Source organism: Vibrio sp. CCB-PB317 (genome assembly GCF_022808245.1).
GTDB classification, from domain to species: domain Bacteria; phylum Pseudomonadota; class Gammaproteobacteria; order Enterobacterales; family Vibrionaceae; genus Vibrio; species Vibrio diabolicus.
Genome location: NZ_JALGNU010000002.1, coordinates 1788191 through 1806453 on the forward strand (window position 1 = coordinate 1788191; position 18263 = coordinate 1806453).

Annotated in this window: 17 protein-coding genes; 8 read left to right on the top strand and 9 right to left on the bottom strand. The window is 45.2% G+C overall.

Features of this window, described 5'->3' with window-relative positions:
- Nucleotides 1-46: 46 nt before the first annotated feature.
- Entirely contained in the window at nucleotides 47-913 is an 867-nt protein-coding gene (locus tag MTR11_RS16955) for a helix-turn-helix transcriptional regulator (RefSeq protein ID WP_104972222.1), read from the bottom strand.
- A gap of 167 nt (nucleotides 914-1080) precedes the next feature.
- Between MTR11_RS16955 and MTR11_RS16960 the strand changes: the two genes are divergently transcribed.
- The 4 genes from MTR11_RS16960 to MTR11_RS16975 all read left to right on the top strand — a co-directional run bounded on the left by MTR11_RS16960 (nucleotide 1081) and on the right by MTR11_RS16975 (nucleotide 4462).
- On the top strand, nucleotides 1081-1326 hold the full coding sequence (locus MTR11_RS16960) for a hypothetical protein (protein WP_005393590.1): 246 nt from the start codon (nucleotides 1081-1083) through the stop codon (nucleotides 1324-1326).
- Between the two features lie 529 nt (nucleotides 1327-1855).
- Nucleotides 1856-2764 carry a LysR family transcriptional regulator gene (locus tag MTR11_RS16965; protein WP_065645588.1) on the top strand — a complete coding sequence of 303 codons (909 nt, stop codon included), beginning with the start codon at nucleotides 1856-1858 and terminating at the stop codon, nucleotides 2762-2764.
- Between the two features lie 301 nt (nucleotides 2765-3065).
- The gene (rimK, locus tag MTR11_RS16970) at nucleotides 3066-3971 is read left to right on the top strand and encodes a 30S ribosomal protein S6--L-glutamate ligase (protein ID WP_005393586.1); all 906 of its coding nucleotides are present in this window, start codon (nucleotides 3066-3068) and stop codon (nucleotides 3969-3971) included.
- A gap of 62 nt (nucleotides 3972-4033) precedes the next feature.
- Nucleotides 4034-4462: an ATP-dependent zinc protease gene (locus MTR11_RS16975; RefSeq protein WP_005393584.1), complete on the top strand. Its 429-nt coding sequence runs from the start codon at nucleotides 4034-4036 to the stop codon at nucleotides 4460-4462.
- Nucleotides 4463-4528: 66 nt separating this feature from the next.
- On the opposite strand, the gene MTR11_RS16980 is transcribed toward MTR11_RS16975, so the two are convergent.
- Entirely contained in the window at nucleotides 4529-5254 is a 726-nt protein-coding gene (locus tag MTR11_RS16980) for an MBL fold metallo-hydrolase (RefSeq protein WP_243328125.1), read from the bottom strand.
- Between the two features lie 323 nt (nucleotides 5255-5577).
- On the opposite strand from MTR11_RS16980, the gene speA reads away from it, so the two are divergent.
- The 4 genes from speA (at nucleotide 5578) to MTR11_RS17000 (ending at nucleotide 12503) form a co-directional block, all read left to right on the top strand.
- Nucleotides 5578-7488, top strand: a complete 1911-nt coding sequence (gene speA, locus MTR11_RS16985) for an arginine decarboxylase (RefSeq protein ID WP_243328094.1) — start codon at nucleotides 5578-5580, stop codon at nucleotides 7486-7488.
- Between the two features lies 1 nt (nucleotide 7489).
- Entirely contained in the window at nucleotides 7490-8410 is a 921-nt protein-coding gene (speB, locus tag MTR11_RS16990; protein WP_243328095.1) for an agmatinase, read from the top strand.
- A gap of 411 nt (nucleotides 8411-8821) precedes the next feature.
- Nucleotides 8822-10027, top strand: coding sequence for a multidrug efflux MFS transporter EmrD (gene emrD / locus MTR11_RS16995; RefSeq protein ID WP_005393574.1), 1206 nt, complete (start codon nucleotides 8822-8824; stop codon nucleotides 10025-10027).
- Between the two features lie 310 nt (nucleotides 10028-10337).
- On the top strand, nucleotides 10338-12503 hold the full coding sequence (locus tag MTR11_RS17000) for a S9 family peptidase (RefSeq protein WP_243328096.1): 2166 nt from the start codon (nucleotides 10338-10340) through the stop codon (nucleotides 12501-12503).
- Between the two features lie 213 nt (nucleotides 12504-12716).
- Here MTR11_RS17000 and MTR11_RS17005 read toward each other — a convergent pair whose 3' ends face one another.
- The 7 genes from MTR11_RS17005 to MTR11_RS17035 all read right to left on the bottom strand — a co-directional run bounded on the left by MTR11_RS17005 (nucleotide 12717) and on the right by MTR11_RS17035 (nucleotide 18242).
- Entirely contained in the window at nucleotides 12717-13712 is a 996-nt protein-coding gene (locus MTR11_RS17005) for a porin (protein WP_006741232.1), read from the bottom strand.
- 214 nt (nucleotides 13713-13926) lie between these two features.
- The gene (locus tag MTR11_RS17010) at nucleotides 13927-14796 is read right to left on the bottom strand and encodes a metal ABC transporter solute-binding protein, Zn/Mn family (RefSeq protein WP_243328097.1); all 870 of its coding nucleotides are present in this window, start codon (nucleotides 14794-14796) and stop codon (nucleotides 13927-13929) included.
- A gap of 22 nt (nucleotides 14797-14818) precedes the next feature.
- Entirely contained in the window at nucleotides 14819-15694 is an 876-nt protein-coding gene (locus tag MTR11_RS17015; RefSeq protein WP_182034865.1) for a metal ABC transporter permease, read from the bottom strand.
- The gene (locus tag MTR11_RS17020; RefSeq protein ID WP_243328098.1) at nucleotides 15694-16422 is read right to left on the bottom strand and encodes a metal ABC transporter ATP-binding protein; all 729 of its coding nucleotides are present in this window, start codon (nucleotides 16420-16422) and stop codon (nucleotides 15694-15696) included. Before MTR11_RS17020 ends, MTR11_RS17015 begins: the two co-directional genes overlap by 1 nt.
- Nucleotides 16422-17348, bottom strand: a complete 927-nt coding sequence (locus MTR11_RS17025) for a metal ABC transporter solute-binding protein, Zn/Mn family (protein WP_243328099.1) — start codon at nucleotides 17346-17348, stop codon at nucleotides 16422-16424. Before MTR11_RS17025 ends, MTR11_RS17020 begins: the two co-directional genes overlap by 1 nt.
- A gap of 22 nt (nucleotides 17349-17370) precedes the next feature.
- Nucleotides 17371-17925 carry a DUF6162 family protein gene (locus MTR11_RS17030; RefSeq protein ID WP_237309331.1) on the bottom strand — a complete coding sequence of 185 codons (555 nt, stop codon included), beginning with the start codon at nucleotides 17923-17925 and terminating at the stop codon, nucleotides 17371-17373.
- Nucleotides 17922-18242 carry a hypothetical protein gene (locus MTR11_RS17035; protein ID WP_046873904.1) on the bottom strand — a complete coding sequence of 107 codons (321 nt, stop codon included), beginning with the start codon at nucleotides 18240-18242 and terminating at the stop codon, nucleotides 17922-17924. Before MTR11_RS17035 ends, MTR11_RS17030 begins: the two co-directional genes overlap by 4 nt.
- Between the last annotated feature and the right edge of the window lie 21 nt (nucleotides 18243-18263).

Below are 18263 nucleotides of genomic sequence, written 5' to 3' on the forward strand. Positions count from 1 at the left end.
CGAGCAACTCTTTTCGCGTTCGTGATCGCAGTTGTGTGCAACCCAATTAAGGCTGGATTCGCTGCTGATATTGCTGGCGGTACTCGCGTGGCGTAAGCCCTTTATACGTTTTGAAGTGACGATTAAACAGGGCTTGGTTTCGATACCCTACTCTCTCAAACACAATTCCAATCGGCAAAGGCGTTGATTGCAGCAAATCTGCGGCATGATTGATCCGCAATTTCATTAGGCGTTGGCTAAACGGCTCTTTAAAGTGCTTTTGAAACAATCTTGTGACCGCACTGTCACTCAGCGATAAATGGTTCGCCAAGTTCGCGAGCGTCACTTTGCTAGCAAAGTGCTGTTCGAGATACGCGTTGACACTTGCCACTCGTTCTCTTTCCTGTAATTCGTGTTCACTCATCGATAAGTAAGAGTGAGTCATCAGTGTTTTCGCCCCTTCATCGTGAGCAATCAAAGACAAAACATGGAGAAATCTCGAGAGTTGCTCCATTGCAGGAAACGTCATGAGCTCATGCAGAAGATCCACAACGTGCTGAGCTGTCCGCTCAGAAAACACCACACCTTTGTTGGCCGCTTTTAAAAGCGGATCAAGCTTTCTAAGCTCTGCGCAATAGAACATCAAATTGGCAATCCACTCACGCTTAAACCAAATCACATGAGTCTCGCAATTGCTCTCGACCAATGTGGAGTGAATTGAATGAGGCACACCAGGCGCGATCAATAGCATTTGGTTGTGAGTCACTTCTAATTCGTGATGACCAATATGCAAACTACCAGTGAAGTGGCGATGGATGACTAATTCAAACACATCATCGTGAAAATGGAGATCGTACTCTTTTTCTGGTTCATCAATGCGACGATAGCGCCAAGAAAAACCTGGTCTTTGCGGTACTTTTTCGATGTGTGCCATTGGCTACTCCACAAAATAGTATTGTTTCACGCTCAAATAATATCAGTATTGCCAGCTTAATCTTCATCACGCCGAAATAGTATTGATATTAAGCGGCATACTATCAACTTTGTGTCGTCACGCTCCTTATTGTTGCCTTGAAAGACAAGATAACTAAGGAGGCTTTCATGAGTCACTTCACTGTCAAGCTACGCCAAGTCCTGCACAAAACACGTGATGAATGGGCAACATTCGCCATCAAAGAAATGGAAATTCCACCTAATACTATCGCCAAATTTTATGGCTACAAATCGAGTTGTGATCTTGAGCAAATTCTTAAACAGGATGAAAACGACGCCAATTCGGACATTTGCTCGACACCACGTGCGAGATCTCTCACAAGCAATGTAAGCAAAACGACCATCATTGACTAAGATAAAATCGAAAAGTTAGTATAAGTCATTGAAAATCATCACTTATACCATTTCAAACAATATTCGCTGCCAAAGTTTTTTTACCTAGCTAATTGAGAGTAATCAGCAAAACATCAATACTGATTGTGTCGACAGGATGTTGGCGGGAACAGGAAAAAAACCTAATGGACTAGGTATCTTCAGGATGAAGATTTGGTAGCTTAGGATGAGTTATCAGCAAGGATGTAGTTAAGCTCTAGGATAGAGTTCGCCCGTCAGGATGATAGGCAAGAATGGACACCGCTAGGAAGGCGATGAACAAGGAACTCGGTTAAAGGACTTAGCCACAATCAAGGATAGATGCAGGGAGCACCTATAGTAGCCGGATTGCTGCGAAAGAGAATAAGCCCCGTCTGGGAAACCAGGCGGGGTTTTATTTTGTCTGCTATTTATTATTCACGAGGCACCCGATTCTCTTGCGTCGATTTATTTCGTGCCGTGCTATCATTTTCTCTACGTCTTTCAGCAAGCTCACAGCAAATCTCACATTATGCTTAATCCTGTTTGGTTACATACATTTAAGACATTGATTGAAGTCGGTCATTTCACACAAACGGCAGAAAAACTTTTTATGACCCAACCTGGTGTCAGCCAACACATCAAAAAGTTAGAGCAAAGTTGTCAGCATGCGCTGATCAAACGTGAAAACAAAAGCTTCGAATTAACAGAGCAAGGTCGGATTGTTTACGCCTACGCGCTGGAGTTAGAAGAAAGAGAGAAAGCGTTGCTCGAAGAACTCAGTTTTGATGATGCATTTTCAGGTCACTGTAAACTGGCCTGTTCTGGCGCAATGGCATTGATGCTGTATGGCCCTCTTTTAGAAAAGCAAAAACAGCACCCAGGCTTATCGCTGCATTTAGAAGCCGCACCCAATCACTCGATTCTCAATGCAATAACGGAAGGAAGCATTGATATTGGTATCGTAACTGATGTTCCTCACAAAGGTTTATTTCACAGTGAAAGAATTGGTAAGGAGCAGTTGTGCTTAGTCCTACCTAATCAATACCGCGAAAAGCAGATAACACCACAACTCTTGCACGACTGTGGTGTCATTGCCCATCCTGATGCCAAGCACTACATGACGCTATTTTTTGACCAATGCGCGGAACAAGAGCTCCAAGAAATTAAGATGAGCGATTTACCATTATCCGGCTACGTGAATCAATTAAGCCAAATTTTACTACCTGTGAGTAAAGGACTCGGCTTCACCGTGCTGCCTCAAAGTGCTGTCGACAACTTCCCACAAAAAGATACCTTGCACATCGCACAACTGAAAAACACCGTGTGTGAAGAGTTATTTTTAGTTCGCAAACGAAGTCGTGTTCTGCCACTGCGCTATCAAACAATTAAAGATGTGTTATTGGACGTCATCACAAACTCAAAACAAACTACAGAATAGCCTAGCGTTTTAAACTCGTCGTAATCCGTTTGCTTAAAAAAGTCCACAGACAACTTCCGGCTTACAACGCTGAGAATGCCCGATGATTCAACAAATTATTTTTGTCGTAACGACGAGTTTTTTTCGTTTTCTTCTCGCGAGAAAAAAACCTAAGGTGCGCACCTCTAACGAAGTGGTTGTCCAACCACACATCTAAATCGTTGAAGTCAGTAGGTAATATCACCTAAATATCACATACCTGCTGCATTCTATACTCTATACTTATATTTTTAATTTGGTACTGACTTACTAAGGAATTGCCATGCGTATTGCTATTCTCTCTCGTAATGAGAATTTATATTCAACCATGCGCCTAAAACAGGCAGGTGAAGAGCGTGGACATCAAGTAGACGTCATCGATACTCTGCACTGTTATATGGACATTACGAGCAACAACCCTAAGATCCGCTATAAGGGTGAAGAATTGCCACAATACGACGCTGTGATTCCTCGCATCGGTGCATCCATCACATTCTACGGTACCGCGGTTGTACGTCAGTTTGAAATGATGGGCACATTTTGTGTCAACGAATCGGTCGCGATCAGCCGCTCTCGTGACAAATTACGCTCGTTGCAACTGTTATCGCGTAAAGGCATCGGCTTGCCGCGCACTGGCTTTGCTCACCACCCTGATAACATTCAGGACGTGATCAAAAATGTTGGTGGCGCACCTCTAGTGATTAAATTACTAGAAGGCACTCAAGGCATCGGTGTTGTGCTTGCTGAAACCAACAAAGCAGCAGAAAGCGTGATCGAAGCATTCATGGGGTTGAAAGCAAACATCATGGTGCAAGAGTTCATCGAAGAAGCTAAAGGCGCAGACATACGTTGCTTTGTTGTCGGTAATAAAGTGATTGCAGCGATGAAGCGCCAAGCGAAAGAAGGCGAGTTCCGCTCTAACTTACATCGCGGCGGCTCTGCACAGTTAGTGCGACTAAGCAAAGAAGAGCGCGCTACTGCGATTAACGCGGCAAAAGTCATGGGGTTAAACCTATGCGGTGTAGATATCCTTCAATCTAAAAACGGCCCAGTGGTAATGGAAGTGAATTCTTCACCAGGTCTTGAAGGTATCGAGCTCGCTACAGAAAAAGACGTTGCTGGTATGATTTTCGACTTTATCGAGAAAAACGCAAAACCACACGCAAACCGTACTCGTGGTAAAGGTTGATAATTGTTTGAGTGAGAGCCTGCTCAGTAGGCTCTCGTATTACTCATCGCTAGGATGACACTATGAATCAGAAAATGATCATTGGGAACGCCGAAGCTATTTGCTTACCTGAGTTAGGGATTACTCACCTTGAAGCGCGCATTGATACGGGCGCACAAACCTCTTCATTGCATGTAGATAACATTGATTGCTTTGAAAAAGATGGTCAGTCTTACGTTGCATTCGATCTACACCCGGATGTTTATCATTTAGAACAAGTGGTTCGCTGCACAGCGAAGCTAAAGGCAAACCGTAAAGTTAAATCTTCAAACGGTACCTTTGAGCATCGCTGCGTTATCACCACCATGCTGCGCATGGGTGACAAACAATGGCCAATCGACATTACGTTGACCAACCGTGAAAAAATGACTTACATGATGTTGTTAGGTCGTCAGGGTATGGCAGACAAAGTGCTGGTCGACCCTAGCCAATCTCACTTATTGGCATCTTAACCCCGTAGCTTCAGATGAGTGATCGAACGTTTTTGTTGAGCATCACTCGTCTGGCTTTATCTTCGCCTACTTCCTACGAAATAGCGCAAACAACAATCCCTTCGCTTTAACCTTTGTGACGCGCCAATGGGTCATCGGCTTAGTCGGCGCAGTATGCAGAATGTGCTGATACGCTTTCTCATCAAAAGTCACCTCTCCCCCATGCGCCAAAAGCAAACATTGCGGATCCATCTCAAACACACGCTTTAATGATTGGCGATATTGGTTTGGATGAAATATGGGAAACGGCGCAATCAGTTGTTTCTTAACCTGCACCATCAAATCCGCCACATACAATACATCTTGTTCAGAATGATAAACCGACAAATCTCTATCGGTATGTCCCTGCGTTTCTAGCACCTGCCAATCATCAAACCCCGGAATACACTCACCATCGATGAGTTCGATATCGGGCTTTAACTTGCGCGAATACCACAGGTTTTGCTTTGGTTTACGCATCCGGTTCGCCATCCAGCGCGCTAACATCAAATCGGTCAAATGCATTAGCCAACCATCTACACCGCTATACCATTGGCTCTCTCGCTTTGCGGCCAATAGCTTACATCCAGTTAAATCACGCAGTTTGTGTGCGCCACCAGCGTGGTCTGGATGCATGTGAGTTACAACGACCAACTTTAGGTCAGAAAAAGGACGATGGAGTTGATGTTCAATAAAATCTTTAAGGTGAGGAATATCTGCTCGACTTGCACCATCAAGCAACATTAATTTATCGGGATATTCGGCGAGATACATGGTCTGAATGTATCCCTGAATTCTGTGCAGCTGCAAAATATGTCCTTATTTGAGTGAGATTTTTCATGACAGCTTCCTTGCTGGTCAGACCAACTATAACAGCTGAATGGACGCTCTGGTAAACAAATGTTCACATCAGCGCACGACAAGAAATCATAATCGAGATGATAGATTTTAATCATTAGACTCAGCGGCACTTTTATCCGTTAATGCGCGCACACGGAGTTCGTGTCAGGGTATGAGGTTAATGCCTCATGATTTGCTTTTTTGTACTTTTCCTTCTAGTTAATTAAGGACTTAAGTACATTTTTGTGAGAATCGAGTTGGAAAAAGCAACTAAATTAGACCGCATCCGCGCGGACTACAACGTTCACTACTGGAGCCAAGGTTTCTACGGTATTGATGACCAAGGCGAGGTTTACGTATCACCTCGTAGTGATCGTGCACATCAAATCCCTTTCAGTGCCATTGTAAATGAGCTAGAAGCGAAGCAGTTAAATCTGCCTGTATTAGTGCGCTTCCCGCAAATCGTGCACCAACGTGTGCATGGAATTTGCCACGCTTTCAACCAAGCAATTGAAGAATACCAATATCCAAACAAATACCTGTTGGTGTACCCAATTAAAGTAAACCAACAACGTGAAGTGGTGGATGAAATTCTAGCGAGCCAAGCTCAACTAGAAACCAAACAGCTTGGTCTTGAAGCGGGTAGCAAGCCAGAATTGTTGGCAGTACTTGCATTGGCTCAACAAGGCAGCTCCGTGATCGTGTGTAACGGCTACAAAGACCGTGAGTATGTGCGTCTTGCACTGATCGGTGAAAAGCTGGGCCACAAGGTATTCATCGTACTAGAGAAGCTTTCTGAGCTGGATCTGGTGCTAGAAGAAGCGAAAAGCTTGGGCGTAAAACCGCGCCTTGGTTTGCGCATTCGCCTCGCCTCTCAAGGTGCGGGGAAATGGCAAGCAAGTGGCGGTGAAAAATCGAAATTTGGTTTGTCTGCATCGCAAGTGCTTAGCGTTATTGGACGTCTGAAACGCGAAGGCAGCCTAGATGCGATGCAACTGGTTCACTTCCACCTTGGCTCACAGATGGCAAACATCCGTGACGTGCGTAATGGTGTGAATGAGTCTGCACGTTTCTACTGCGAACTGCGCGCACTGGGTGCAAACATCGAATACTTCGATGTGGGCGGCGGTTTGGCAGTCGACTACGACGGCACACGCAGCCAATCATCGAACTCGATGAACTACGGCCTTGCAGAGTACGCACGTAATATCGTCAACACAGTGGGCGACGTGTGTCAGCAATACGAACAACCGATGCCAGTGATCATATCGGAATCCGGTCGTTCACTGACAGCGCACCACGCTGTGTTGATTTCTAACGTAATTGGTACAGAAACATACCAACCGGAAGAAGTGCATGAACTTGGCGCAGATGCTCCACTTTTACTACAAAACATGTGGCGAAACTGGGAAAACTTACAAGATGGTACCGACGCTCGTGCGTTAATTGAGATCTACAACGATACCCAAAGTGATTTGGCAGAGGTACACTCTCAATTCGCAACTGGCGTGCTTAACTTGGAGCAACGTGCGTGGGCAGAGCAACTGTCACTGCGCATTTACTTCGAACTAAGCCGCAAGATGAGCACTAAAAATCGCTTCCACCGTCCGATTCTGGACGAGTTGAGCGAACGTCTTGCAGATAAGTTCTTCGTGAACTTCTCTCTCTTCCAATCTCTACCAGATGCTTGGGGTATTGATCAGGTGTTCCCTGTTCTACCACTTTCTGGCCTTGGCGATGCGGAAGAGCGTCGTGCGGTAATTTTGGACATCACCTGTGACTCTGATGGCGCGATCGATCACTACGTTGATGGTCAAGGCATCGAGAGCACGCTACCTGTACCAGCTTGGAGCAAAGACAAACCATACCTAATAGGCTTTTTCCTAGTAGGCGCATACCAAGAAATCCTTGGTGACATGCACAACCTATTTGGTGACACCCACAGTGCAGTAGTCAATGTTGATGAACACGGTCAATTTGAGATCAGTTACATCAATGAAGGTGATAGTGTAGAAGACATGATGCGCTACGTTCATATCGACGTGGATGCGATTCGTGACAATTACAAACAATTGGTTTCCCAACGAGTTGAAGCCAATGAACAAGCACAAATCCTAGCAGAACTAGAACAAGGTCTAGCGGGATACACCTATTTAGAGGACTTCTGATATGAATGATTTGTTTACTAAAACCGATTATTCGCTTTACTCCAACTCTATGTCGTTTTTACGTCTACCGTACATTCGTAATCCGGTATCGGCAGACGCAGACGTTGTGGTGCTAGGGGTTCCTCTGGACATGGCTACATCTGGTCGTCCAGGCGCACGCATGGGGCCAGATGCGATTCGCCGTGCCTCAGTCAACTTGGCATGGGAAGGTAAGAAGTTCCCGTGGGACTTCAACGTATTGGATAAGCTGAAAGTGATCGACGCGGGTGACCTCGTGTTTGACTGTGGTGATGCGGAAGATTTCACTTACCGTCTAGAGGCGGCAACCAGTGAAATTCTAAAAAGCGGTAAAACCATGTTGGGATTGGGCGGTGACCACTTCATCACACTGCCTATCCTGCGTGCCTACGCGAAGCATCATGGTCAAATGGCTCTGATTCACTTTGACGCTCATACGGATACCTACGCAAATGGCAGTTCATACGACCACGGTACAATGTTCTACCATGCGCCGAAAGAAGGTTTGATCTCTGCGAAGAACTCAGTACAAATCGGTATTCGTACTGAATACAAACAGCAAGATCACGGCTTCAATGTGATTAATGCGATGCAAGCGAATGACATGTCGGTGAACGAGATCGTAGAAGAGATTCGTCGCACCGTCGCAGACAAGCCAGTGTATGTTACTTTTGACATCGACTGCTTGGATCCAGCCTTCGCACCAGGAACAGGTACACCCGTTTGTGGTGGCTTGAACTCAGACAAAGCACTGAAGATCATTCGTGGCTTAGCCGGTATGAATATTGTGGGTATGGATGTTGTAGAAGTATCGCCTCCGTACGACCACAGTGATGTTACCGCATTAGCGGGAGCAACCATCGCACTAGAAATGCTTTACGCATACGCATCTGGCCGCGAATAAACATAATCATTTCTAAGGGAGCTTCGGCTCCCTTTTTGTTCATGGTGCCTTCTCCAGTCTTTTCTTCGTTCGAACCATGTCTTGCTCTGGCTAACCAAAAAAATTCTTCTCCCCTCGATTTTAACCATAAAAACCAATGACCTATAAGTAGGTTTACATTCACAACAAATAAGAGATTTAACGTAATTCAACAAAGAAAAGCAGCCTATTTCCGAATGCAAATTAAAATTAGTTTTTCTAATGCATATTATAGATTTTTATCTTGCTCAACTTCACACTTTTCGATTGCTAATTGTACACGCAAAGACTAATATCTCGCGCAAATAGCCCCGTAACACCAAAAGTCTGTTGGCACTCTGCATTAGAGCGCTAAGGGTTTTTACGTCTTAAATTTTTTGGAGAGATACGCAAATGTCTGCTTCGTTTCCATTAGCGAAACTTACCTTTTTAATCGCAATATTGACTGCCGTGGGTCAAATGACCCAAACAATGTACGTGCCTTCAATCGGTCATATGGCGGGTGAGTTTTTGGTGTCTGCGTCATCACTTCAAGCTGTGATGGCTTGTTACCTGATTCCATATGGCTTATCGCAATTCGTGTACGGTACGTTATCGGACCGCTTAGGTCGCAAGCCAATCATCATAGCAGGCCTACTTATCTACATCGTAGGTACATTGGTGGCGCTCTTTGCACACCAATTTGAATGGTTCTTGATTGGTAGTTTCATCCAAGGTTTAGGTATTGGCTGCGGTGGTGCGATGTCACGTACTCTGACTCGCGACTGCTTTGAAGGTTCTGAGCTACACAGAGCAAATAGCTTAATCAGCATGTGTGTGATTTTCTCACCATTGTTGGCTCCCGTACTTGGCGGCTACTTAACCGAAGCGTTTGGCTGGCGCTCTAGCTACCTATTCTTAGCGCTGTTTGGCATTGCAGTGGTGATTACCATGATGACCAGCATGATGGAGACGCTACCAAAAGAGAAACGCAAGTTCGAACCAGTAGCCAAAAGCTACAAACACGTTTTGTCTGACCGCCGCTTCCAAGGCTTTTTGATCTGCCTAGTTGCGACGTTTGCTGGCGTAGGTGTGTTCGAGGCAGCAGCTGGGGTATTGCTAGGTGGTGTATTGGCATTACCAGCAACAACGGTAAGTTTACTGTTTATCTTACCGATCCCGGGTTACTTGGTGGGTGCCGGCTTATCTAGCTACATAGCGCAGCGTCGCTCTGAGCGTCGTGCTTTAAATGTGGGCTTGGTATCGATTTTTGTTGGCTCTGCTATTGTGCTCATCCCTGGCTTGTTTGGTTTAACCACGGCGTTAACGCTGGTTGGTGGCGCAACCGTGTACTTTTTGGGTGCGGGTATCCTATTCCCAGCCGCAACAACCGGAGCAATTGCTCCGTTCCCTTACCACGCGGGGACAGCTGGTGCGACTCTGGGTGGCATGCAGAACTTGGGCGCCGGTATTGCAACCTTGCTTGCATCGCTATTCCCAGCGCATAACCAAATGCCGCTTGGTGTTTTGATGATGGCAATGTCGGTAATTGCAATGCTTGGGCTCATGTGGGTAAATCGAGCGCACAACCACTCAAACGAAGTGCCGCAAGTCATCTGATCATTATCGACTAACGTTCAAAATCCAAAAGGGACACACTCAACAAGTGTGTCCCTTTTTTCATATCACACTATATCGATTTCCCGATGAGAATGATTTAACTTTCGAATTGATATTTGTTAAAAATAACAGCTACTTACACAATGTGTTTTCAGCTCCCTTCAAATTGAGTAGCCAACTCGGAAATATTGAGGATTCTCACTTTTTGGCATACCTCATAACAAAGAATGGACAACTGAAAACCACTAACGAAATGAAAGCCCAGCCCTCAGGATGAGGCCACTTGGGTGTATAATAAGGACAAAAACAGATGCGTTTCACTTTAACTACGTTGGCCGTCTCGGTCGCGCTTGTCGCCGGATGCAGCAATCAAGGAACTCCCAGCATGACTCAATACTCCCAATCACAGATCGTTGCTCAACAAACTCAAGCTCCGGTTGCGAAAAAAGTCCCTCACGCGATGACTATTCATGGTGATACTCGCGTTGATAACTACTACTGGATGCGTGACGACGAACGTAAAGATCCGGAAATTTTGCAGCACCTAGAGCAAGAAAATCAGTATGCGGAAACCGTTCTCAAGCACACTGACGCTCTTCAAAATGAGCTATTTGAAGAAATTAAAGGTCGCATAGCAAAAGACGACAACTCCGTTCCTGTGCGTAAAGGCAACTACTTCTACTCAAGTGAAGTGACCGGAGATAACGAATACGAAGTTCATCTTCGAGCGAAAGACTTTGCAGGCAAAGACAAGCAAGTCATTTTAGATGTCAATGAACTTGCAAAAGAACATGAGTTCTTCAGTATTGGCGGCTTGTACGTTAGTCCGAATGAAAACTTACTAGCGTATGGCGAAGATACATTAAGCCGCCGCGTTTACACTCTTAAGATCAAAGAACTGAAAACAGGCAATTACCTACAAGATGAAATCGAAGGCGCCTCAAGCGCGATTGCATGGCAGAACGATAACAACGCCTTTTACTACATCAAAAAAGATCCACAGACCTTGCTGGGCTACCAAGTGTATCGTCATGTTTTAGGCACGCCACAAAGCAGTGATGAGTTGATTTTTGAAGAAACCGACAGCGCCTATTACACCTCACTAAACAAAAGCAAAGATGGCGAAGATATTTATATCTGGCATTCCAGTACAGAAACCAGCGGCGTCTCCATCATCGATGCGAACAACCCTAAAGCAAAGGCGAAGCCTTTTTATCCTCGTGAAAATGGCATTGAATACAGCATTTCTAAGCTAGGCGATTGGTATTACATTTATACCAACTATCAAGCCGTGAACTTCCGTTTGATGAAAGTTAAGCAAGAAGAGATGCACGATCGCTCTAAGTGGCAAGACGTGATTGCCGCAGACGACAACACTCAACTTGTCGACTTCGAGCTATTCGATGATCACCTCGTCTATGAGCAGCGCTCTAACGGCCTAGCAAGCGTCACTGTACGTCAGCTCTCTACAGGAAAAGAATTCCCCCTCACATTTAATGACGATGCGTTTGCAGCCTATTTGACAGGTAACCTAGAGCTGGATAACGAGAAAGTTCGTATTTATTACAGCAGTTTAACCACTCCAGGAACCTACTACGATTTCGATCTAAAAACGGGCGAGTCAGAAATCATGAAGCAAACACCTGTACTTGGTGATTTTAATCCTGACAATTACCAATCAGAACGCATTATGATCACAGCCCGTGACGGTAAAGAAGTACCCGTTTCTTTGGTGTATCGTAAAGACTTATTTAAGAAGGATGGTACGAATCCACTCTACCAATATGGTTATGGATCTTATGGCGCAACCATTGAGCCAACTTTCCGCTCGACACGTTTGAGTCTATTAGACCGCGGCTTTGTTTACGCCATCGCTCACATTCGCGGTTCTGAAATGCTTGGCCGTCCTTGGTATGAGGATGGTAAAAAACTCACCAAGCAAAACACATTCAACGACTTTATTGATATAACTAAAGGTTTGGTTGAACAAGGCTACGGCGCGAAAGATAAAGTCTTCGCTGTTGGTGGCTCTGCAGGTGGTCTCTTAATGGGGGCAGTCATCAACCAAGCACCAGAATTGTATCGCGGTATCGGTGCACATGTTCCGTTTGTGGACGTGGTAACCACCATGCTCGATGAATCAATTCCATTGACCACCAATGAATATGATGAATGGGGTAACCCAAATAACAAAACATACTATGACTATATGTTGAGTTACTCGCCTTACGACAACATCAAGGCGCAAAACTACCCAAACATGTTGGTAACGACTGGCTTGCACGACTCTCAAGTACAGTACTTTGAACCAATGAAGTGGGTCGCCAAACTTCGTGAAATGAAGACAGACGATAACGTCTTGTTGTTCAAAACCGATATGGAAGCCGGACACGGCGGCGCATCTGGTCGATTTAAACGCTTAAAAGAAGATGCGCTAGAGTATGCGTTCTTTCTCGATTTACTCGATAAAAAATAATCGTTTCAATTGAACTGTATCTCTAACAACAAAATGCCCGCAGTTGCGGGCATTTTTTATAGACGCACTCTCTAAACAGAGAGTTGGGGTACCTAAGCACATCATTACCAGTGTCTCTTATAGCCAACGGAAAGCAGAAAGAAAAACGCCTACTCACAACGAGTAGGCGTTAACACAATAAATGTGTTTAGGCAGTAGAAACTGGCCTATTTATTAGAAGTAGTAACGAGCACCTAGAGTCCAGTAGTCGTTCTCTTCGCTAGTGTAATCGTTACCTAGGTCAAACTGGTAAGCAGCAAACGTTACGAAAGCAGGAGTTACAGCGTACTCTGCTTGTAGCGCAGTTTCGCTTGAAACTGTCTTGTTGTCTTCTTCGTCTTCTACGCCTTCGTAGTTAACGCTGAATGTCCAATCGTTCACGCCGTATGCCAAAAGAGCTTCAATTTGAGAAGTCTCTTTACGCATCTCGTAGAAGTAATCGTTCATACCGTATACTACTGCTGCGTATAGACCTGAACCGTACTGACCGTAGTTTACAGAGAATAGGTGTGATTCAGCGTTCTTAGTACCTAGAGTCGCGTTTTTAACATCACCGCCGCTGTATACGTAGCCTAGGCCAAAGCCAGCTACAGAACCGCTCAGTGCAACTTGACCACGTTGCTCGTATGTTGTTGCATCTGAAGTTTGCTCACCTTGCCAACCTAGACCTAGGTTGAAAGCAAAGCCTTCACCAAATTCAAAACCTTTACGGTAGCTAAGCATTTTATCAGCACGAGCTGAGCCTAGGTTGCCGTGGTTGTCGTACAAAAAGTCGTTCGCAAACGCGATTGGTAGATCCGCAACACCAGCGACATCGTAGTAAGGTGACCATTGAGTACCTGCAACAAGGCGACCGTACTGCTCGTGAGTTGCACCGATGTAACCTAGACGAGTTTTGAATGACTGTTCACCACCATTTAGGTAGTTAAGCGCCCATTCGCCTTTAGCGTCGATAGTGATACCGTTGCCAATGTCTTTCTTACCCGCGACGTTAATACGTGGAGACACTTGATGAACTTTCACATCTTCCTCGTAGTACTCACCCACGCCAACTGAAACGTGACCGCCGATCGATAAAGATGTACCATCGCTGTTATAAACTTCTGCTGCGAAGGCCTGTGAACCACATGCTAGTGCCGCCACTGCAACGGCTAGAGTTTTCATTTTCATTGTTAACATCCGTATAGTTGTTTGTACCGGTTCGCTTAGAGACAGATTAAATCCGAATCAATCGCAACGAACACATAACAAAGTAGTAATGAAATAGAAATGAAACAAACACTTTCTTATGCAACCAGTGGTATTAATGCTCACGTTTTGAACTAAGTCACAAAAAAATAGGGAACTTTCATTCCCCATCATAAAATCTGTGGCTTTTTACGTGTCACATCTCCCAACGTGCGAGTGGCTTCTCAGTTTTGATACCCTTACTGCCCCAGCGGTCAATAACATCAATTTGCAGTATACGATTCGGTTTAATAAGCGATGTCAAGGTTTTCGACGGTCGTTTATCCGTAACTAACCATAGCGTTTTATCTTGTTCAAACTGAGCTTTTAAAGATAATTTGTCTTCTTCTGTCCACTCGAGTTCTGGCTTAAAATCGCGCCCAACCACAAACAATTGGTTGCCAGAGGCAAAGTCCTCTAGTGACTCACTCATCAGTACCACTGAATCGATGCCTTTATCGAAGATCTCTGCCTGTTGTTGGTTGATCAGTTCACGCACATTGAGCATAAAAGCCTGTTGATTCGTTTGAATCGCCTTTTGGTGCTCAGGATATACACGTTGTAGATCCTCTCCAACAATGCCCGCCATTCGGATTAAGTTTGTAGGGTTCAGCCACGCGTACTTCGATGTTGACCCGTTTTCCAATGTCAGTACTGCAACTCCTTGAGCTCTAGGAGAAATGGCCTGCGATGCATCGATTTCAATCAAGTGAATGTTGCCCTGTCGAGCGTAAACATAAGTCGGGTCTTGTTTCCAAATCGCACCAAGAGTAATAGCAACCGTCGCGGCTTGACCCGCTTGCTTAACTTGCTCTGTACCTTTATTTGCGAACCAGTTCTCAAGACGCTCAACGCCGTAACGCTTTGGAGGCAGATACTGAGTCTCTATCCCTGTACCTTTCATGAGTTGCTCAGACAACATGTACGTGACGGGAGTGCTGGTTAAAATGTCTTTGGCGCTTGCCAACGATGGAAGTGTCGTCGCTATAACCAAACCAAAAGTTATCGCTAATTTTTTTATCTTCATGTTCATTACTTTATAAAAAGGGTTACGCTTTTTTGATAATTCGGTAAACCGTTGCTGTTAGGAAAAATGCCGCAGAAACAATGATGATGGATGCGCCTGATGGCACTGGTAGCTCAAGCTCCATCGGCAGTATGGTTCCGACTAAACACGCAATGGTTGCCAATAAAGAAGAAAGGAGAACAAAACTGCCCATGCGTTTAGTCAATAACCTAGCCGTTGCACCAGGAATCAGTAGCAATGCACCAACCAATACCGCGCCAATAATCTTTACCGCGGCGATGGTGACCAAGGTGATCATCATGACAAATAAGTAATCATAAAAGCTGGTATTAAAGCCGCGTACACGTGCAATATCCGGGCTAATACAAGTCAGCAAAATGCGGTTAAACGTTGGAATAAGAAGCAGTAATATGATCAAACAACTGATCGCTAAAATAAGGATATCGTTGTCCGTCACCGTCAAGATCGATCCAAACAACACGTTCTCCAACATGTGAATGTTGATCTTACGAGCGACGTACATTAACAGCGCAGCACCAACCGCTAACGCTAGTGCAAGAAAAACCCCAACCAGTGTGTCGTAAGGTACATTCGTACGATTACGAACAAAGTGAAGCAACAGCGCAAAAATCATACAAAAGCTAAACAATCCGATGATCGGATTCTCTGGCGGCTCACCGAGTAATACACCAATCGCGATTCCGGTAAGCGCAGCGTGCCCAACCGCTTCGGAGAAAAAAGCCAGTCGCTTGGCGATGACTAATGTACCAAGGCCACCAAGTAATGGTCCTAATATCAGCGCTGCCACAATTGCGTTCACCATGAAGGCATAAGAAAAGCTATCGCTTAACCATCCAGCTTCAACGCCGCTAACCGCTAACTCTCGTAACCAATTCATTATGCAGCCTCCACTTTTGCTGTGTAGTGCTTGAATAATGTTTCTATACGATCAGGACTTAGCACATCTGAATGGTGCCCTGACGCCACAATTTGACGATTTACGACATGGACCTGCGCATCTAAACGGCGCACTGCGGTCACGTCATGGTGTACTGCCAGTACCGTTTTGCCTTCTCCAACGACTTCATGAATCAAACCTTCAAGGTACCGAACACCTTGCTCGTCCATCCCAGTTGTAGGTTCATCTAAAACCAATAAATTGGGCTCATCCAGTAAAGCTTGCGCAAACAAAACACGCTGTTGCTCTCCGCCAGAGAGTTGCCCCATACGACGATCGCAACGCGTTGCCATGCCCAGACGATCCAGCTGGGCCAGAGCATGTTGAGTTTGCTTTGTTTTACGTCGCCAAAATAGAGGGATACGGGTTTGATTAAGCAGCACAAAATCCATCACGGTTAACGGGAGGCTTGCCTCGAACATCGCCTTTTGTGGTACATATCCTATCTTACCCGATGCAGCTGATTGCTCTGGCCAATTGAGTGCAATGTTTCCCGAAAATGGTGTTAGCCCAAGTATCGAACGAAGCAAAGAGGTTTTCCCACCACCATTCGGCCCCATAATCACGTGGCATTTCGCACTCTCGAATTCAGCGTTGATGTTCTGCAAAATAATATTGTCGGCGTATTTCAGGCCCACGTTATTTAAGGAAACGGAAGGACCTGTCATTACGCCTTTTCCCCTGCTCGCTTGCTCGCAACAAACTTCATTGCTTCAATGAGCGTTTCCACGTTATCTCGCATCTCAACCTCTACTTTATCAGCCTCATACTCACCGTGAGTCATGTGAGAAAAGCGATAAAGCTGCACCCCTGTCGCCTCTTCGATGGTATCAACAAAACGGTTCGGCATATTGAGCTCATAAAACAGCACATCAATGCCGGATTCACGAATTTTCTCAATCGTTTCCTGCAACTGACTGGCACTTGGTTCAACGCCATGAGCAGGCTCAATGACAGCTGCGACGTCAACACCAAACTCCTGAAGGATATAGCCGTAAGCATTATGGGTTGTCGCCACCTTCATACCAGCCGTGTCCAACTCACCAAGAGACAACATTGCATCACGCTTCATCAGGCGAAATGTTTTTGCGTATTTACGAGCATTTTGGCGATAAAAAGTAGCGTTGTCTGGGTCCAGTTTACTTAGCTCACTCGCGATGGTGTAAACCTTTTGAATAGTGGTCGATAGACCAACAAAGGTGTGAGGGTTCACTGCACCTTGACCAACTGACTGCCCCATCGCCGGTAACAGAGGCACTTCTTTGTTCGCTTCGATAACCACGAGATCATCACGCTGAGAAGCCTTGATCACTTTCAGTGCAAAATCGTCATGACCAATACCATTGATCACTATTACGTCCATTTCATTTAAGCGCTTAAGATCATTAGGTTGTGGCAAATAGTTGTGAGGATTAAAACCGGCATCAACCAAAGGAACGATGTCCGCCTTCTCACCAACAACGGCTTTAACATAGCTGTAATAAGGTTGAAGCGTAATACCAATACTGAGTTTATCGGCAGCAAAGCCAGTAGAAGACACCGTCAATAACGCGGTGACTGTAAGAATACGACGTAAAAGAGAGCGTTTGATCATAGTAGTTATCAATTATGTTGTCTTAATGGGCGTGAGAATGGGAAGAAGAGGAATCTGACAGAACGATTTGTTGCCAGCCATGCTGGCGGCGTTTTGCTAGATCGCTTAGTACCTCCGCATTTAACGATCGGCTAGAATCATTAAACCAAATATCAGCTTGAGAACTGCGGCTATCCAACAGCATGGAAGCAGAGCCTTGGGCACTGGTCTTCACGCCAATGTAGACACCGTCATCAATTCGTTGCCACTGATGAGAACCTTTACGCTTCCAGTTTTGGTCTTTCACGAATGGAGCAATCCAAATCGCCTCCATGTCAGAGACCTCAGGCCAAGTTCCAGTTTCTAGCTGCAAATCACGAATCTCTTCATGAGCAAGCTTAAGTTCAGCGATCAAACCCAACTCGTTTTGATGTAAGTCCGTGATTAAAACTTGATGAGCCTGTATGTCTGGCTTTTCAGTCGCAACCTGATGGTAGGGCATAAGTATGGCTGCTGAACTGAGAATCGCTGCGATTGTCAGTGCGACCCACTTTCCTTCTCGGTTACCATCATCGGGGCGAACTTTCTGTACACTCATTTCTCTTTCAGCTCAACGATATCCACTTCCACCGGGCTTTCATGTCCGGCATCAAATACCAAATAGAAATCTGTTTCAGGGTGAGTAAATTCTGCGATGGAACGCTTATCTGTTTTCTCTTTGGCGATCAGATTGTCGTCGTAATCGTACATTTCGACATCGTAGTCGACCGCTGTCGATCCATCCGAGTAGCCCGCTTCACAAATCACTTTATCTTGCGCCAAGTGACAACTCATCAGAGGGAAGTGTGCAGCAGCGTGAAAAGAAGCAAATCCAGAAAAAAGCAAAGCAGCTTTTAGAAGAGAAGTGTTATTCATGATGATTCCAAAATGGCCCAG

What these genes read in the sequence shown, in the direction of transcription:
- MTR11_RS16955 (WP_104972222.1), bottom strand. Translation starts at nt 913, where the DNA reads ATGGCACACATCGAAAAAGTACCGCAAAGACCAGGTTTTTCTTGGCGC.
- MTR11_RS16960 (WP_005393590.1), top strand. Translation starts at nt 1,081, where the DNA reads ATGAGTCACTTCACTGTCAAGCTACGCCAAGTCCTGCACAAAACACGT.
- MTR11_RS16965 (WP_065645588.1), top strand. Translation starts at nt 1,856, where the DNA reads ATGCTTAATCCTGTTTGGTTACATACATTTAAGACATTGATTGAAGTC.
- rimK (WP_005393586.1), top strand. Translation starts at nt 3,066, where the DNA reads ATGCGTATTGCTATTCTCTCTCGTAATGAGAATTTATATTCAACCATG.
- MTR11_RS16975 (WP_005393584.1), top strand. Translation starts at nt 4,034, where the DNA reads ATGAATCAGAAAATGATCATTGGGAACGCCGAAGCTATTTGCTTACCT.
- MTR11_RS16980 (WP_243328125.1), bottom strand. Translation starts at nt 5,254, where the DNA reads ATGTATCTCGCCGAATATCCCGATAAATTAATGTTGCTTGATGGTGCA.
- speB (WP_243328095.1), top strand. Translation starts at nt 7,490, where the DNA reads ATGAATGATTTGTTTACTAAAACCGATTATTCGCTTTACTCCAACTCT.
- emrD (WP_005393574.1), top strand. Translation starts at nt 8,822, where the DNA reads ATGTCTGCTTCGTTTCCATTAGCGAAACTTACCTTTTTAATCGCAATA.
- MTR11_RS17000 (WP_243328096.1), top strand. Translation starts at nt 10,338, where the DNA reads ATGCGTTTCACTTTAACTACGTTGGCCGTCTCGGTCGCGCTTGTCGCC.
- MTR11_RS17005 (WP_006741232.1), bottom strand. Translation starts at nt 13,712, where the DNA reads ATGAAAATGAAAACTCTAGCCGTTGCAGTGGCGGCACTAGCATGTGGT.
- MTR11_RS17010 (WP_243328097.1), bottom strand. Translation starts at nt 14,796, where the DNA reads ATGAAGATAAAAAAATTAGCGATAACTTTTGGTTTGGTTATAGCGACG.
- MTR11_RS17015 (WP_182034865.1), bottom strand. Translation starts at nt 15,694, where the DNA reads ATGAATTGGTTACGAGAGTTAGCGGTTAGCGGCGTTGAAGCTGGATGG.
- MTR11_RS17020 (WP_243328098.1), bottom strand. Translation starts at nt 16,422, where the DNA reads ATGACAGGTCCTTCCGTTTCCTTAAATAACGTGGGCCTGAAATACGCC.
- MTR11_RS17025 (WP_243328099.1), bottom strand. Translation starts at nt 17,348, where the DNA reads ATGATCAAACGCTCTCTTTTACGTCGTATTCTTACAGTCACCGCGTTA.
- MTR11_RS17030 (WP_237309331.1), bottom strand. Translation starts at nt 17,925, where the DNA reads ATGAGTGTACAGAAAGTTCGCCCCGATGATGGTAACCGAGAAGGAAAG.
- MTR11_RS17035 (WP_046873904.1), bottom strand. Translation starts at nt 18,242, where the DNA reads ATGAATAACACTTCTCTTCTAAAAGCTGCTTTGCTTTTTTCTGGATTT.